The sequence below is a fragment of the Yinghuangia sp. YIM S09857 genome, from assembly GCF_051388915.1.
Taxonomy (GTDB): Bacteria; Actinomycetota; Actinomycetes; order Streptomycetales; family Streptomycetaceae; genus Yinghuangia.
The window spans coordinates 353,636-370,053 of sequence record NZ_JBPKBH010000001.1 but is presented as its reverse complement, the minus strand read 5'-3'; the positions used below and the strand labels follow the sequence as shown (position 1 = coordinate 370,053).

The window sequence follows — 16,418 nt, the reverse complement described above, 5'->3', positions numbered from 1 at the left end:
CGGGCCGGGCGGTGCGAACAGTGTGGCCACGCAAGGTAGTTGCGGATCCGACGGGCGGTGGCTGCGAGGCTCGCAACAGCGTTTGCCTCAGGGGGACTTGGGTCGGACGACGCCGAGGATCGGGAGGGAGTCGACCTTGGCGGTCGTGACGTGGCGGCCGGGCCGTGGAGCGTGCACCATCATGCCGGCACCGAGGTACATGCCGATGTGGGTGGCGTCCGGGAAGTAGACGACCAGGTCGCCGGGACGCATGTCCGCCGGTGCCACGCGCGGGAGTTGCGCCCACTGCTCCTGCGACGTCCGCGGCAGCGTCGCGCCGACGCTCTGCCACGCGCGCAGCGTCAGGCCCGAACAGTCGTACGCGTCAGGGCCCGTCGCACCCCAGACGTACGGGCGTCCGATCTGCGACACCGCGAACATCAGCGCGCCGCGCCCCGCCGGGCCCGGATCCAGCCCGGGCCCGGACGGGTGCCCGGCCGGGTCGAGGCCGGTCAGATCGAGACCGGTCAGCAGACGCATCGCCTGCGCGGACGCCTCGCGCAGGGTGGCGAGTTCGCGGTCGGCGGCACTCTCGCGTTCGGTGAGGGTGCGCGTCGCGGCACGGGATTCGGCGAGCACGGCTTCGAGTTCGCGATGCCGGGCGGCGTACGTCTTCTCCAGCGAGGCCTGCGAGGAGGCGATACGCGCGTACACCGCCCCCATGTGCAGGCGGTCGGTGCCGCCGCCGCGCAGCATGAAGTCGGCAGCGGGCGACATTCCCGCGGATCGATAGCGCAGACTGGCCAGTTGGCCGATCTCGGCGCTCATCGACTCCGTCCGCGCGCGGGCCGCGCTCTCCTTGAGCTGGAGCTCGGCGATGCGCTGCCGCTGCCTGTCGGCGGCCGAACGGGCGGCCTCGGCGCGGGCACTCGCCTCGTCGATGGCCTTCGAGAGCGCGGCCACCTGCTGTCCCACGCGCAGCAGATCGAACCGCGGCGCGGCAGGCGGGACGGAGGCGGGGTGCGTCGATGCCGGAGTCGTCGGGACTGGTGGCGTCGACGCGGAAGTGTTCGCTGCGCGAGGGGTCGCTGCGGGAGGGGTCGGTGCGGGCGGGGTCGGTGCGGGCGGGGTCGGTGCGGGCGGCCGGGGTGCCGCGTGTGCCGTCGCCGGCAGCCCGGCCGCGAAGGCGGTCGCGGCAGTCGCGGCGGCGATCACCCTGCGCCATCGGGCCGTTGCGGCAACTGTCACACCGGGTGCCCGCATTCGTACTCCGCGAAGTCGTCCTGCCACCCGGCCAATGGATCACGCCGCCGGACGGCAGGCGGTACGCGACGCCCTGAACCGCGGGCAATCCCCCCGTTCGGCTTACCAGCGGGACGCGGTTGCAGGGAGGGTGCGGTGCGGGGTTCCGGTGCGTCATCCGCTCGTGACGCGGTGTCGGACCCCGCGTCGGGTTCGACACGGCATCCGGCGCCGGACGTCGTGTCAGATCCCGCGTCCGCTCAAACGCGGCGTGCTCGCGGTGAACTGCGCGTGGACCGCCCCGCTCCGGTTAACCGAAGACGCACTGATGCTGACCCCGCCTTTATCGCCGTTCAGGGCATGCTTCGGGGAGGTGGGGGCCCAAGGGACCATCAAGAGAGGCTGCTGTCCCATGCCTTATGACCGCACGATTCGCGTCAGCCGCGACTTCGCCACGACCGTGGCCGACGTCCGCGAGGCACTGGCCGCCGAGGGCTTCGGCATCGAGAGCGAGATCGACATGGCCGCGACGCTCAAGCAGCGGCTCGGCGAGGACATGGAGGACTACCTCATCCTCGGTGCCTGCAACCCGTCGATCGCCCGTCAGACGCTGCGCGTCGACCGCTCCATAGGTGTGATGCTCCCCTGCAACGTCGTCGTGCGGCGGGACGGCGACGCCACCGTCGTCCAGGCTCTCGACCCCCACGTGATGCTCGCGGTCACGGGCCGCCCGGAACTGGAGGCGGCGGCGACCGAGGCGACGCTGCGGCTCGACGCCGCGCTGAGCTCGCTGACCTGCGCCTGACGCGGCCGGACGCGCGCGTCGCGCCCCGCGAGTACGCGGCGGCGTGCCGCGCCGCCAACCGGTCGGTGACCTTGCTCCTTCACCCGCCGCGTGACATACAGGCAGGCAAGTCACGCAGGTACGGAGCGGCGACGGCGCTCCCCGGGGAATCGAGGCCGCAGTGGGTAGACTGCTCCTGACCAACGCCACCGTGCTGGACGGCGTCAACGGTCCCGCGGCCCGACGCACGGTCGTGGTGGCGGACGGGCGCATCGCGGACGTCGCGGCCGAGGCCCCCGCCCCCGAGGACGGCGACGAACTGGTCGACCTCGCCGGGCGCACGGTGATGCCCGGGATGTGGACCTGCCACTTCCACGCGACCTACCACGAGCTGGGGTCGCGGCCGAACGTCCCCTACGGCAACGACTTCCCGCCGTCGTACCAGGCCCTAGTCGCGGCGAAGAACCTGCGTACCGCACTGGAGCACGGCTACACCGGCGTGGTCGGGGCGGGCGGGGCCAACGAGGTCGAGCCGGGGGTCAAGAAGGCCATCGAGGACGGGCTGGTCCCCGGCCCGCGGTTCTGGCCGTCGGGCCGGGAGCTGTCCACGACCGGCCACGCCAACGACGCGGTGCCGTGGCACTGGGGCATGCCCGCCCCGGGCGCGGTGCGGATCTGCGACGGCGCGGACGGGTTCCGGTTCGGCGTCCGCGAGGAGATCAAGCGCGGGGCCGAGGTCGTCAAGCTGTTCGTCACCGGCGGTCACGGCACCCTCGCCCCCAAGGACCGCATCGAGATGACGCGCGACGAACTCGCCGCCGCGATCGACGCGGCGCACTCGCGCGGGGTGCTGATCCGGGCCCACCTGGTCAACAAGCCGGCCATCATGATGGCGCTGGAGCTGGGCATCGACATCGTCGACCACTGCGACGAGATGGACGACGAGATCATCGCGGCACTGGTGGAGACCGGCGCGTCGGTCGTCCCGTCGCTGCACTTCCCGAAGCATTTCCTGGAGTTGATGGGCGACGGCTTCGGGTTCGGCGCGGCGGCGATCCGCGCGGATCTCGCGCACATGTACGAGGCGATCCCCAAGGCCCAGGCGGCCGGCGTGCGGTTCGTGCTGGGCGACGACTACGGTGCCATCGGTTTCGCCCACGGACTGTACGGGCGCGAACTGCGGCTCTACACCGAACACGCGGGCGTCTCGCCGCTTGAGGTGATCGGCTGGGCCACCCGCAACGGCGCGGAACTCGCCCGGCGCGGCGACGACCTGGGCACGGTCGAGGCGGGCAAGCTCGCGGACCTGCTGGTGGTCGACGGCGATCCGGTGACGGACATCGGCGTACTCGCCGACCGGCCGCCGATGGCGGTGCTGAAGGGCGGCGACGTGGTGGCGGGGGCGTTGCCTTCGGGCGGGTGACCGTGGTTGCCCGGTTTGCGGGCGGGTGGCGGTAGCGGGGGCGCGTCGGGGGCGCGTCTTTCACGCGTCGACTTCCGCCGCCGTCTCATCCCCGGGCGACTCTGGCCCAGGGAACTCCGGCCCGGGCGACTCCGGCCCGGGCGACTCCGGCCCGGGCGGCCGCCATTCGTGGACGATGGCGGCGTCCGCCGTCTCGTGCAGACCGGTAACCCTGATCACTTGCGAGCGTTCGACGCCGAGGTGCCGGAGCGGGTCGGTGATGATCCGCAGTCGGGGAATCCCCGCACCTGCCTCCAGATTGGCGGCGACGACGAGAGAGAACCGCTCCCCCGCGACGAGGGCGCGTTCGAACTCGGCGACGGTCAGCGTCACTTCGCGGGGCTCGGCGCCCGCGTGGGCCTTGATCTCGTAGAACTGCCCGAGCGAGTCCACCGCATCGGCCCCGAGCCCGGCCTGCGCGCGGTGGTCGGAGAGGCTGATGCCCTGCCGCGCCAGCACCATGCGCAGCAGCTCGTACGCGGTCGACTCGCGCTCCTGCGGCGTGTACGCCGGTGCCCCGCTGTGCTGCTGGGGCGGCACCGCGGACGCGAGCGGCGCGGGGAGCCCGTCCGTGGCGCCTCCGGGCCGGTCGGTGCGGGGACGCGTCATCGCAGCGTCGGACGCGGGCGCCTCTCCTGACCCGGCCGAGGGGATCGTGGTGGGCTCGGGCAGTGTGGCGGGGTCGACCAGGTGCCGTTGCGGCATACGGGGTGGAGTGCGAGGTGCAGGGGTGCGCGGCGGGCCGGCATCGACGGAATCCGGCGCCGGTGCTGGGACCGGGGGTGGCGAGGCCGGGGAACTCGGCTGCGTAGGAGCGCTGTTCGCGACACCCCCCTCGGTCCGCGTCCGCAGCAGATGTTCAATCCGCCTGGCCTTGGCGTCGTCGCGTGCACGGGCGGACGGCAACAGGGGCGCGGCCTTGGCGGTGTTCTCGGGGCCGTCGGTGCGGGCGTGTTCGTGCTCCCACACGTCCCGCCAGACGTGCCCCACGCGCGTGCGCTCGCGCGTGAACCACGCGGCGACGGCCTGGCCGGCGCCGCGCGTGGTCTCCAGAGCCTCGGCGGAGGCGATGTACAGGACACCGCGATGGGCGTCGGCGTGTGCGTCGGTGGGGAGTTCGACCATGGTGGCGCCATCACCGGTGAGCGGCAGGGCAATTCGTGGCGTCGGGAGGACACGGACTTCCAGCGCGGACAGGCGTGACCAGTCGGTGCAGGCCGCGGCGGCCTCGGGTTCGTCGCGCACCAGCGTGTCGCGGAGGCGCGCGATCGCGCGGCGGTAGGCGGTGGTGAGTGCTGGGGCGGCGGCCGACCGGCTGCCGTCGAGGACGACGGCGTCCAGCGGTTCGACGCGGGTCACGCGCAGCGGATTGCACCCGGCGGCGGTGTCCGGGCCGTCACGGGGTGCGAGCAGTGCGGCGAACTGCTGGAGGTCGCCGCCTGGTTGCCACACCGGGACGTGGCGGGACAGGGCGCCGGCGAGGTGGCGGTTGTCGAGGGCGTACACGGGTCGGCGGGCCGTCCAGCCGCCGCGCACGCGCAGGGGCAGGGTGCTCAATGTGGCGGCCGACGCCGGGGACGGCGTGCGACCGTCCCCGAGCAGCAGGGCCAGGCGGCGCAGCGCCTCCAACGTGACGCCGAGCCTTTCCTCCTCGGGACGCGACGTGTCCACGGCCGCCTCGTGGAGAACGGCGGCGAGGTCGTCTTCGACCGGCTCGCGTACGCCCAGGGCGTCCCACAGCACCGACAGGCCCGGTTCGGGTGGGACGAACGCCCGGTATCCGCCCAGGATCGACGGCCCACACAGCACCTCGGCGGGACGGCGCCATCCCAAGTCGGTGAGGACGAAGGGCTCACGGGCGGCGGCGCGCAGCGTGCGTTCGGTGTCGGTCCGACGGTGGCCACTGCCGAGCAGGACGGCGAAGGCCCGGTAGACGGCGACCGCGTCGGCGACGACCGCGTCGAACGGCGTTCCCGGCCGATCGCCGGGAGATCGCGCACCGGTCCGGCGGCGCAGTTCGCGCAGGCGGGCCACCAGGTCCTCCGCGCCGGGGTCGCCGGTGAGGCCGAGTGCGACGAGCGTGTCCGCGTGGACGCGGGTGGCCTCGTGGATCCCCGGGTGCAGGTAGCCCGGGTCCTCGTCGCCGAAGAGGGCCGCGGACGCCGGTGTCGGCAGGTGGAGTTCGCCGGGGCGTGCGGGCGTGCCGTCGGCGCGTTCGAGCCACGCGACGTCCCGTACCCGCCAGATCCACAGCGGCGCGGTGCGGCCCTTGCGGTGCCAGCCGTAGTAGCCGTACGCCGCCTCGACCGTGAATGCGCGCCGCCCGTGGGCGCGGGCCAGGGTGTGCACCAGGGCGACCGCGCGGCGTCGGCGGCGTTCGCGGTCGGGGTCGGCGGCGATCGACGCCGCGACGGCGGCCAGGTCCGGGCTGTCGTGGTCGTCGAGCGTGTGGTCGGCGCCGAGGCGGCGGAGTTCGCGCGTGCGGGCGGGCGTTCCGCACCACCCCTCGGCGGGCAGTCCGGGCAGCGAACACCGGTCGCCCGTATACACCTTGCCGACCGCGCGGGGACGCACGAGCCTCGGCGCGTCGGCCGCGCCGAGCACCTTGAGGAAGGCGGCACGGTCGGCGGCGGAGCCGATCGGCAGGTCGGCGTACGCGGGGTGCAGCCACGTCAGCGCAGGGGTGTCGTACGCGGCGAACGCGAACGGATGCGTCTCGCCGGGTTCCAACTCCGCCGACAGGTAGGCGTCTTCGGGCGCCGCCGTGCCGTCCGTCGTACGCAGTCGGACGGCACGCCCGGCAACGGGGCCCAGTTCGCGCCGGTCGGACTCGCCGACCGCGGCCAACGCCTCGTGGAGAGCAAGGAGTTGCGCGGTGGCAGTACACCCCGTCCCGTCGTCTCCGAGGATGTAGGCGCCCCCGCCCGCGCGGCGCAGGACCGCGTCCGTGTCGTCGGCGTCCGCAAGGCAGCCTTCGGCGTCGAGCCAGGCAAGCACCGTGCGCGCGGCCGCCGTGTCCGTGTGGTGCAGCGGGTGCAGGTCGACGGCTGTGCCGAGGCGGTGTGCGAGGCCGGGCCGGGAGGTTCGGCGTACGAGGACGAGGCCGGAGGCGGCGGACGGCGGTTCGCGGCGCACGCCGTGCCGGTCCGCGACCCACGGAAGGGCACGCAACTCCGCGTCGAGCCCGGCCTGAACCGCCACCGCGGCGAGCCGGATCCCCTGGTCGACGCCGATGGCGGGGCCGTCCGTGTCGGCGCCGCGGTTCCCTGCCCCGCGCGCCGTGAACAGCCCGAGTGCGCACCGGGCGGTGACCTCTTCGGGGATGGGCGCCGATCCGGCCGTACGCCAGTCCGCGAGCACGCGGCGCCACCGCCCGGCCCGGTCCCGCGACGCCGGCGGAAACGCCGCGGGCAGCTCGGCCAGGCGGGCCGTCTGCGCGGGTCCCAGGACTCCGGTCAAGCGGCGTTCCTCGACCGCGAGTTCGGCGATCGGACGACGGACACCGTCGGGGCAGGCGAGCCGCAGGCGCGCGGCGACCTCGGTTCGGGCCCGTTCGACCAGAGCCGTGCGCAGGGCGTCGGCGAGCGCGGTGGCGACCGGCGCACCGGCCGGCGTCTCACCGGGGATGAGGTGCCATGCGGCGGGCCCGTCGCCGCCCAGCACGCCCGGCACGGCCGCGGCCCAGAGGTCCGCGACGCACCCGGCCATCGCGTCGTTCCACGCGCTCGCGACGAAGTCCCGGCGGCTGACCAGCGGATCGAACTGCGCGTGGACGCGTACCGGGACGTCGAGAGCGGCCATCGGCAGTGCCGCGTGGACCATTCCCTCGGCGCCCGGGGCGACGGGGAGGGCCACCGCGACGGGAACCGTCGGACCCTCGGCCTTGTGCCGTCGCAAAAGCCCTTCAGGGCAAGGCAGTTCGGCGTCATAGACACGCCACGCCGCACCCGTCGACGTCTCGGCGCGGCGGATGCACACCTCCGTGTCGTGCGCGCCGACGCGCATACGCACCCGCGATCCGGCGGACGACCAGCGCAGCCGCAGCGTCCGCAACTCCCCCGCAACACCCTCGACCCGGACCTCACGGAGGTTGCGCAGGAACAGCAGAGCACCGTCGTCCCACCGCTCGAACCAGCGGGCGACCTCGCCCTCGGACAGCGCGACCCCGGCGAGGGGCACTCGGAAGACCGTCCAGCCTTCTGAAGCAAGTCCGTTCGCGAATCCGTCGGCTCCGGCGTCCAGTTGCTCCGCAACACCGATGCCGATCCCGTCGAACCGCACGCGGTAGGGCGGGCTGTGCACCTCCCACACGCGCGACAGCGCCCGTACCGTCGCCAACCCGATCCCGAACCGCCCGGTCGCGTCCGGGTCCTGGGCCTTGCCGCTCAGTCCGGGCAGGGCCATCAGCAGCACATCGCCGAGCCCCACACCCCGTCCGTCGTGCGCGACCGCGAGCGCGTCCGGCCCCACGCGGAACCGCATGCGCCGCGCCCCAGCGTCGTCGGCGTTCTGGACCAGTTCTGCGAACACCTGGAGCCGGTCCCCGGAAAGGCAGTCGGCCGTCTCCTGGGTGCGAAGCACCGCCGCCCGCATGGCCGCGGGCCCCTCCCGCAACCCCGCGTCCAGCAGCCGCACGGCCGCGGACGCCTCCTCCTCATCCCGCGCCGTGAATCCGGCCGCCGACGTCGGACGTTCCAACAGCCGCCGCACGGCCTTGCGTACGGCACAGCGACGATCCTCCGACCAGCCGTCAAGATCCACCACAACGAAGCATCGTGCCCGCCGCCGCTGCTTCTCCGCCCGGCCCACTGCGCCGTCCGGGCTACGACTGTCGGGGGACCGCGTTGTTTCGGCCAGGGGGCATTCCGCCCACCCCGGGGGCGAAGGGCGCGAATGCCTGTTTTGCGGGCTCCGGCGTCGCCTTGTTTGATATCTGGCGGGCGGGGGGTGCCAACTGACAGAGTTGTTGTGTGGCCAAGGGGCAGGGCACGCGCGGGCGGCGCGAAGGGCACGGTGGACGGGGCGGTTGGGGAGATCCCGACTTGGGGTTCCTGCCACCGCATCTGCGGCGTGTTCCCTACGTGTTCGCGCGGCATCCAGGTGCCACGGCGCCGGGCGACGTGGCCGGCGGGGCGAACTGCCAGGTGTACGCGTACGCCGTGCTCGCGCACTTCGGGCGCCATGTGCCGCCGCTGCATTCGTCGGACTTATGGGCGGACCGTGCGGCGACCGAGATCGCGGAGGTGGCTGCGCCGTTGGACCTGGTGCTCTTCGACAGCGGCGGCCTGCCGGACGCCGCGGAGGGCTACGCGGCGCATGTCGGCATCCATGTGGCGCCCGGGCGCGTTCTGCACCTGTGTGCCGAGGTCGGCGTGCCGGTGGTGTGGTCGTACGACGAGTTCGCCGCGCGCCCGCGCTACGCGCGCCTCCTCGGGATCAAGCGCGTGCGCCCCGCCGTGCACGCCCGCACGTCCGACTCGGGCGGACGCGGCGATGGTGTGGGGTAGGCGCAAGGCACAACGTCCCCGCCGGCCCGCCGCGCTGCGCGGGCAAGATCTCGTGGAGCGCATGTTCGAGTGGCACGATCGTGCCGATCTCGCGGTCGCCGTCGAGGACTTCGCGGCGGCGCGGACCGCGCAGACACTCGCCCTCGACATCGCCACGGCCCTCGCCGCCCGCACCCCGGACGACGTGCGCGCCCGGCACGCGGTTGCGGCGACCCGGTATGCCCTGGTCGAATCCTGTTGCCGCACCGGGGACTTCGCCGCGGCGCTGGAGTACGCCGACGCCAGTCTGGCGGGGTACGCCGAGGTCGCGGCCTCGGCCGGCGAACACGGCACGGGCCCGCGGAACCAAGGCTCGCAAGGCGAAGGCGCACCCGGCGGGACCGGGCAAGAGGCGGACACAGTCCGCGACTTGGCCCTGCTCCTTGCCGACATACGCGCCCGGCGCGCGGTGGCGCTGGCCGGGAACGGCCGGATCACCGCGGCGCTGCTGGAGGCCGACGACGCGGTCCGGACGTACACCGACCTGGGCGCCGAGTCCTGGGAGAGCGGCCGCCTCCCGGATCTGGCATGGGTGTTGAGCACCGTCGCGCCGGTGCGTGCGCGCTACGGCGAGCCGGATCACGCCGCCGCGACCGCCGACTACGCGATCCGCCTGTACGTCGAGAACGCCGCGCGCATCAACCGCCGCACCGACGCACCGACCCATGCCCGCTGCCTGTTCGAGGCCGCCCAGTTGGCGTCCGACCTGCACGCGGCGGCAGGACGCACCGACCTCGCGCTGAGCGCCGCGAACGTGGGGCGCCAGACCGCCGCGGCGCGCCGGATGGACGGGTTCGCACCGCGCGAGCACGCGTACGCGAGCGCCCTGGCCCGCTACGCGATCCGCCTCACCGAAGACGGCAAGTCCGACGAGAGCGAGAGCTTCCTCGCGGAGAGCTGCGCGATCGACCCGGGGGCGTACGCGCTCGTTGCTGCCGAGGCGTATCCGCTGACGCGCGCCCGCGCCGACATCCCGCCGCTCGCCGAGGCCCTGCGCGCGGCCCAGGCCATGCTGGGCGCCGCCGAACTCCCGGAACTCCTCGATCGGTTGATCGCCGACCCGTGGTCGGTGAAGCCGTCGCTGTCGACGGCCGACCGGTGCCCCGGGGGCATGGCCCCGGAGATCGCCGGGACCCTGGCTGCGGCGGCCGTGCGGATGCTCGGCGAGGGCGACCCCCACGGACTGCGGCTGTGCCTGGAGGCGAACGTGGTCTTCGCCGGCGCCTCGGCCCGCGACGCCCCGGCGCTGCGCCACGACTTCGCGGAGCACGGCACGCTCTGGGCACAGGCCCTGGCCATGGCGGCGTGGCGGTTCCACGAGTCCGGTTCGGAGGCCGTCCGGTGGTACGCCGAGGACTTGACCTCGTGGCTGCTCGCCGTCCTCGACCGCCTCGCGCCCCTGGCGGCGGCGCAGCCTGACATCACCGAGCTGATCCGCGTGGGGACCACGGTCGCCCGGTCGATAGTGGACACGAAGCCACGGGGACGGCACGAACCCACGGGCTAAGAAGGGGCGTTCCCGGGAACGTGCACCCGCGCGGCGAACCCGCCCGGCCCCTCGGGCCGAGCCCCCTCAAGCCCACCCCCTTCCCCTTCAAGCCCGCAGCGCCCGCGCCTCGCGGTCCAGGCCGAGCCGTACCCCCACCGCGAGCATCGGCACCGCCGCCATCACGAAGGCCCACCGCACGTCGGCGGCGACCAGCACCCCCATCAGCGCGATCGACACCGGCTCCAGCGCCGTGCGGGGCAGGTAGACGACGCTGTTGACGCGGCCGAGGAATTCGACGGGCGTGCGCGACTGCACGAAGGCCGGCAGCGCCACGTCGCTCGAGTAGGCGACACCGAACCCGAGCACCACGAGGACCGCCGCCGCGCCCCACGCCGTCGGCGCGAAGCCGAGGGCGGCGAAGGCCGCGCCCTCGCACAGGGTCATGCCGATGATCAGCAGCCCCCAGCGGGCGGGCAGCCCGGTGAGGGCCGCCGACACCGAGCCGAGGAGCTGGCCGAGACCCCATGCGGAGATGAGGATGCCGAGTGTCAGGGAGCCGTCCGGGTAGGTCGCGGCGAGTGCGGGCAGGCCGACCGCGAACAGTCCCGCGTACGCGAGCGTGGCGGCGGAGATCAGAAGCAGCACGGCACGGACTTCGCGGCTGCGGCGGGCGTAGGCAAGGCCCTCGGCGATGTCGCGGCGGAGCACGCCCATGGCCGACCGGACGGCGGCGCCGGACCGCACACCGGACTCCGCCCCGCCCTCGTCCTCCACCGGCGCGCGCTCCACTGGCAGCCGTGCCAGCGTCAACGCCGCCACCAAGAAGGTCGCCGCGTTGAACCACGCCGCCTCCGTCGTCCCGAGCGTGGTCACCAGGACGCCGCCGAGCAGCGGTCCCACCAGGCGGCCGCCCTGCTCGCCGAAGCCGATCCAGGCGTTGGCCTTGGCGAGGTCGCCGCGCGGCACGATCAGCGGCAGGATGCTGCCCCCGGCCGGCACCGAGAAGGCCTCGGCGATCCCGACCACGACGCCGAGCGCGAAGAACTGCCAGGTCTGCACCCGTTCTGCGGCGGAGGCCACGGCGAGCGCCACCACGGCGCCCGCGCGTACGAGGTGACATGCCATCAGGACCGCGCGCGGGGACACCCGGTCGGTGACGGCTCCACCGAGCAGCATCAACACGCCGCGCGGCACGGCCTGGGTGACCAGGACGGCCGCCAGCAGCGCCGTGGAGCCGGTGTGTTCGAGGACGAGCCAGAGGAAGGCCACCTCGAAGCTGTAGTCGCCGAGCATCGAGAGCGATTCGCCCGCCCACACGCGGCGGAAGGCCGGCCGGGCGAAGGGTCCGTGCCGGCGAACGCGCCCACCGGAAGGGCCGTCCCCTCCGCGCCGTGTGCCCCGCACAACGCCGAGGAGTCCCCTGTGCTCGTCCCCGGCCACGGTTTCGCCTCCTCGTCGACGCCCCCGGCACCGTACGCCGTCACGTCCCCATACGGCCTGTGGTTTTGCGCCGACTTCCGCCCGCGCCCACCGCGTCACCCACCACGACAGCCCGTGGTCACCCCCTCACCCACCCCTTCACCCGCCGCATAGCTCGCTCGGCGCAGCGCACGACCCTCCGGGACGCGCGCCCCACGAATCCCCCTTAATGTCGCAAAAGGTGCTGATCGTACGAGGGAGCCTGCGCATGTTCGGACGACTCGGCCGCATGGTGGTGCACAACCCCTGGAAGGTCATCGGCCTGTGGGTCGTCGCCGCGATCGCGTTGGTCGCGTTCGCCCCGAAGCTGTCGGACATCACCGACCAGGACACCGCGAGCTTCCTCCCGGACAAGTACGAGTCCGTGCAGGCCGCCGACCTCGCCGACCGGCAGTTCCCGCAGTCGCAGGACCAGACCGCGCAGATCGTCGTGAAGCGGACCGACGGCGGCCCGCTGACGCCCGAGGACGTCGTCGCCACACAGGGCATCATGACGCGCCTGGCCGCCGAGACCGTCGCGCGTACGCCCGCCCCGGCGGTCGGCGACATCACGTCCGTCAGCCAGGCCCAGGTCTCGCCCAACCGGCAGATCGCGGTGGCCACCGCGACCATCAAGGGCACCGCGCAGGACACCGCCGTCAACGACGCGGTCAAGCGGCTGCGCGACGCGACCAAGCCGCTCGTGTCCGACACCGGGCTGTCGGTCGGCTACGCGGGCGGCCCGGCGATGTCCCTCGACAACGAGCACGCGTTCAAGCGCGCGGAGGCGATCGTCGGCATCGCCACGGTCGTCCTGATCCTGATCCTGCTGCTGGTGATCTTCCGCAGCCCGGTCGCCGCCCTGATGCCGATCGTGATGGTCGGGGTGGTCGCCGCGGTGGCGCCGTCCGTCATCGCGATGTTCGGCAAGGCGTTCGACCTGCACGTCGAGCAGTCGCTGATGACGATCCTGATCGTGGTGCTGTTCGGCATCGGGACCGACTACATCATCTTCCTGCTCTTCCGGTACCGGGAGCGGCTGCGCGTGGGGGACGACGCCAAGCAGGCGATGGTGGTGGCGGTCGAACGCGTGGGCGAGGCCATCGCCTCGGCCGCGGGCGCGGTCGTCGTGGCGTTCGGCGCGATGATCCTGGCGACGTTCGGCGGCTACCGGTCGATGGGCCCGGGCCTGGCGATCGCGGTCGTGGTGATGGCGATCGCCGCGCTCACGCTGGTCCCGGCGGTCGTGTCGCTGCTCGGGCCGAAGGTCTTCTGGCCGTCGAGGAGCTGGAGCAGCCGGCCGCAGGGGCACGGCTTCCAGCGCCTCGGCCGCGCGGTGGGCCGCAAGCCGGTGGTGACGGGGGTCCTGGCGCTGCTGGTCATGCTCGCGCTCGCGGGCGGCGTGCTGGGCTTCAAGGCCGACTACGACCAGCTCGGGCAGCTCCCCGGCAACACCGAGTCGGCCAAGGCCGCGAAGGACATGGAGAAGGGCTTCCCGGCCGGACTCCTCAACCCCACCCAGGTGTTCGTGTCCTCCACCGACGGGACGCCGCTGGACAAGGCCGGGGTCGCGGGGTTCGCCCGCTCCCTGGAGACGGACCAGGACGTCGGCGCGCTCAAACCGGTGAACCCGGGGGCGGAGGTGCCGGAGTACGTGACGTACAGCGGGGACGGCACGGCCGCGATGGTGCAGGTGGTGCTGCGGGAGAGCCCCTATACGAACCAGGCGCTGGACGCGATCGCGCCGCTGCGCGAGACCGCCAAAGCTCAGGCCCCGCCGAACACCGAGGTGCTGGTGAGCGGCGGCACGGCGCAGTTCGCGGACATCCGGGACGCCACCAACCACGACATGAAGGTGATCTTCCCGGTCGCGGGGGCGCTGATCATCGTGATCCTCGCGCTGCTGCTGCGCAGCCTGGTCGCGCCGTGGTACCTGATGCTCGCGGTGGTCCTCGGCTTCGCCGCGACGCTGGGCGCAACCGTGTACGTCTTCCAGGGCGTCCTGGGCGACGCGGGCGTCATGTTCTCGCTGCCGATCATGATCTACATGTTCGTCGTGGCGATCGGGACCGACTACAACATCCTGATGGTCGCCCGCCTGCGCGAGGAGGCCCAGGAAGGTCACGAGCCGCGCGAGGCGGCCGCGCTGGCTGTCGAGCACGCGGGCCCGTCGATCGGCGCGGCGGGGGTGATCCTCGCGGGGACGTTCGCGTCGCTGATGTTCGCGGGGATCGCGATGATGACGCAGATGGGCTTCGCGGTCTCGATCGGCATCTGCATCGCGGCGTTCGTGATGTCGATGTTCCTGGTGCCGTCGGTGACCGCGCTGGTGGGGCACGCGGCGTGGTGGCCGGGCCACGGCGACCGGGCCAGGGCGCACGGCGGGTCGCCGGACCCGGACGAGCGCGAGCGCGTCCGGGTGTGACCGCCGGTTGACCTGCGGGGGTCGGTCTGGAACCGCCGGTCTGCGCCACGCGGTTCCCGGACCCCGGTCAGGTTCCCGAGGCGCGGCGGGCGAGGAGCAGGGTCGCGTCGTCGCGGTGGCCGGTGGCGTCGGCTCGGGCGAACATCGTGGCCGCGAGGTCGTCGAGGGGCGCGCCGCGGTGCGCCTCCAGGTCGCGGGCCAGGCGTGCGATGCCGTCGTCGAGGTCGAGTTCGGGGCCTTCGAGCAGACCGTCGGTGCACAGCGCGAGGATGCCGTCCGGCGGGAGCATCAGCCGGGTGGAGATGAAGCGCTGGTCGGCGACCACCCCCAACGGAAGGGTGTCGCGCGGGTGTTCGACGGCCTCGACGGCGTGGCGGGCGGCCACGAGCAGCGGCGGGTGGCCCGCGCTCGCGACGACGACCTCGCCCGTTCCGGTGTCGAGGTAGGCGAGCAGGCAGGTCGCGTGGACCGGGGTCGGGAAGCGGCCGAGGAAGTCGTTGACGCGGGTCAGCACCATGCCGGGGTCGCGGTAGTCGATGGCGTACGCGCGCAGCAGCGTGTGCAGGCGCGACATCATCGGGGCCGCCTCGGGGCCATGGCCCTGGACGTCGCCGACGGCCAGCACGACAAGGCCGCCGCGCAGGGCGAACACGTCGTACCAGTCGCCGCCCAGGTCGGCGGCCTCGTGGGCGGGGCGGTGGCGTACCGCCGACTCGATGCCGGGGACGTCGGCGGGCTCCTCGAACGACGTGCCGGCCCGAAACGCCTCCACGAAGTCGAGGTAGGGCTGCGTCTCGACGGTGCGTACGAGGGCGTGCCCGGCCATGCGGGTGACCTCGCGGATCGCCGCCTGGGACGCGGCGGCGGGCCGGTGCGGGTCGCGGAAGCCGAGGGTCCAGGCGCCGACCGCGCGGCCTGATCCGTCGGTGAGCGGGAGCGTCCACCACGCGCGGGTGTCGGGGGCGGCGACGAGCGGCTTCGGGTCGCCGGGCAGGGCCTCGTGCTGTTCGACGGTGAGGAAGCGGTCCTGGCCGGTGCGGGCGGCCACCGCGACGGGGTGCGGGGCGTCGAGCGGGACGAGGCGCGGCGCGACGGCGCCGGGGGCGGGCTCGGGGACGCGGTGCATGTGCAGGCGCGTGCCGTCGCCGAGCGCGACGGCCGACTGCGTGGCGCGCAGCAGCGGCGGAAAGGTGCGCAGCAGCAGGTCGAGGACCTCGTCCCGCGACGAGGTGCGGATCAGCGACTCGGAGGCGTGCCGGGCGAGGGCTTCGGCGTGGTCCGTACGCCGGGCCACGGGCGGTCCGGGGGCGGCGGACGCGTCGGGGTCGTGGGCGAGTTCGCCCAACGTGACGAGGACGGTGGCCGCGTCGCCGTCGTGGGTGCCGCACGGGTGTGCGACGGCCCAGACGTGCCGGTCGTCCGCGTCCTCGGATGCGAGCACGAGCCGAGGCACCGGGAGCCCGTCGGGAGCGGCGGTCATCGCGGCGACCGTGAGCGCGCCCGCGGCGTCGAAGAGGGTGGCGAGCGGCCGCCCGAGGACCCGGTTGAGGTCGTGCCCGCCGAGGGTCGCGGGCGCGGGGGCGATCGCCGTCACGGTCCCGGATCCGTCCACCAGGAGGCGGACGGTGCTGTCACCGTCGTTCAACGTACGGGTCTTTCTGTGCCGGCGGCATGACGGACGGCACGCCGCATCTGCGCGGGCGCGTCGGAGGCGTGCCCCGAACCCCGCCGCACCGGACACGCGGGCACGGACCTCGAAGACACTCCCCCAGACCTATCCCACGCAATCGCCCCAACTTGTGCGGGCATTCGGGTGAAGCACCGAGCGGAGGCGCGGACCGGTCGACGGCAGCGCCGCTCCGCCGCACGATGCGGCGGGCGAACGACCGGGCGCGGCGCGCGGCGAATGCACCGCCGGATGGGCTGGTCGGTCGGCGAACAGATGAAAGTCGGCCTCGCGACGCCCACGCTCGGCCGTCACACCGTGGCCGTTGGTCAGGTGTCGCACCCTCCGGCGGCCGACGAACCGTCGG

General features: G+C 73.7%; 9 protein-coding genes. 5 read left to right on the top strand and 4 right to left on the bottom strand.

Features of this window, described 5'->3' with window-relative positions; translation table 11 throughout:
- Window positions 1-87 precede the first annotated feature (87 nt).
- A complete protein-coding gene (locus tag ACRX5S_RS01640) occupies window positions 88-954 on the bottom strand; it encodes an NlpC/P60 family protein (protein ID WP_436770842.1) in 867 nt (288 codons plus the stop codon).
- Window positions 955-1,633: 679 nt separating this feature from the next.
- On the opposite strand from ACRX5S_RS01640, the gene ACRX5S_RS01635 reads away from it, so the two are divergent.
- Together ACRX5S_RS01635 and ACRX5S_RS01630 are read left to right on the top strand one after the other, a co-directional pair.
- A complete protein-coding gene (locus ACRX5S_RS01635) occupies window positions 1,634-2,026 on the top strand; it encodes a DUF302 domain-containing protein (RefSeq protein WP_436770841.1) in 393 nt (130 codons plus the stop codon).
- 160 nt (window positions 2,027-2,186) lie between these two features.
- Window positions 2,187-3,428 (top strand): amidohydrolase family protein, encoded by a 1,242-nt coding sequence (locus tag ACRX5S_RS01630; protein WP_436770840.1) that lies wholly within the window; start codon window positions 2,187-2,189, stop codon window positions 3,426-3,428.
- Between the two features lie 60 nt (window positions 3,429-3,488).
- Here ACRX5S_RS01630 and ACRX5S_RS01625 read toward each other — a convergent pair whose 3' ends face one another.
- Window positions 3,489-8,231 (bottom strand): sacsin N-terminal ATP-binding-like domain-containing protein, encoded by a 4,743-nt coding sequence (locus ACRX5S_RS01625; protein ID WP_436770839.1) that lies wholly within the window; start codon window positions 8,229-8,231, stop codon window positions 3,489-3,491.
- Window positions 8,232-8,509: 278 nt separating this feature from the next.
- Between ACRX5S_RS01625 and ACRX5S_RS01620 the strand changes: the two genes are divergently transcribed.
- The gene (locus tag ACRX5S_RS01620; RefSeq protein WP_436770838.1) at window positions 8,510-8,974 is read left to right on the top strand and encodes a cell wall hydrolase; all 465 of its coding nucleotides are present in this window, start codon (window positions 8,510-8,512) and stop codon (window positions 8,972-8,974) included.
- 61 nt (window positions 8,975-9,035) lie between these two features.
- On the top strand, window positions 9,036-10,520 hold the full coding sequence (locus ACRX5S_RS01615; RefSeq protein ID WP_436770837.1) for a hypothetical protein: 1,485 nt from the start codon (window positions 9,036-9,038) through the stop codon (window positions 10,518-10,520).
- 87 nt (window positions 10,521-10,607) lie between these two features.
- Here ACRX5S_RS01615 and ACRX5S_RS01610 read toward each other — a convergent pair whose 3' ends face one another.
- Entirely contained in the window at window positions 10,608-11,906 is a 1,299-nt protein-coding gene (locus ACRX5S_RS01610) for an MFS transporter (protein ID WP_436771139.1), read from the bottom strand.
- A gap of 283 nt (window positions 11,907-12,189) precedes the next feature.
- Between ACRX5S_RS01610 and ACRX5S_RS01605 the strand changes: the two genes are divergently transcribed.
- Window positions 12,190-14,385: an MMPL family transporter gene (locus ACRX5S_RS01605; protein ID WP_436770836.1), complete on the top strand. Its 2,196-nt coding sequence runs from the start codon at window positions 12,190-12,192 to the stop codon at window positions 14,383-14,385.
- A gap of 67 nt (window positions 14,386-14,452) precedes the next feature.
- On the opposite strand, the gene ACRX5S_RS01600 is transcribed toward ACRX5S_RS01605, so the two are convergent.
- Entirely contained in the window at window positions 14,453-16,030 is a 1,578-nt protein-coding gene (locus ACRX5S_RS01600; RefSeq protein WP_436770835.1) for a SpoIIE family protein phosphatase, read from the bottom strand.
- Window positions 16,031-16,418 lie beyond the last annotated feature (388 nt).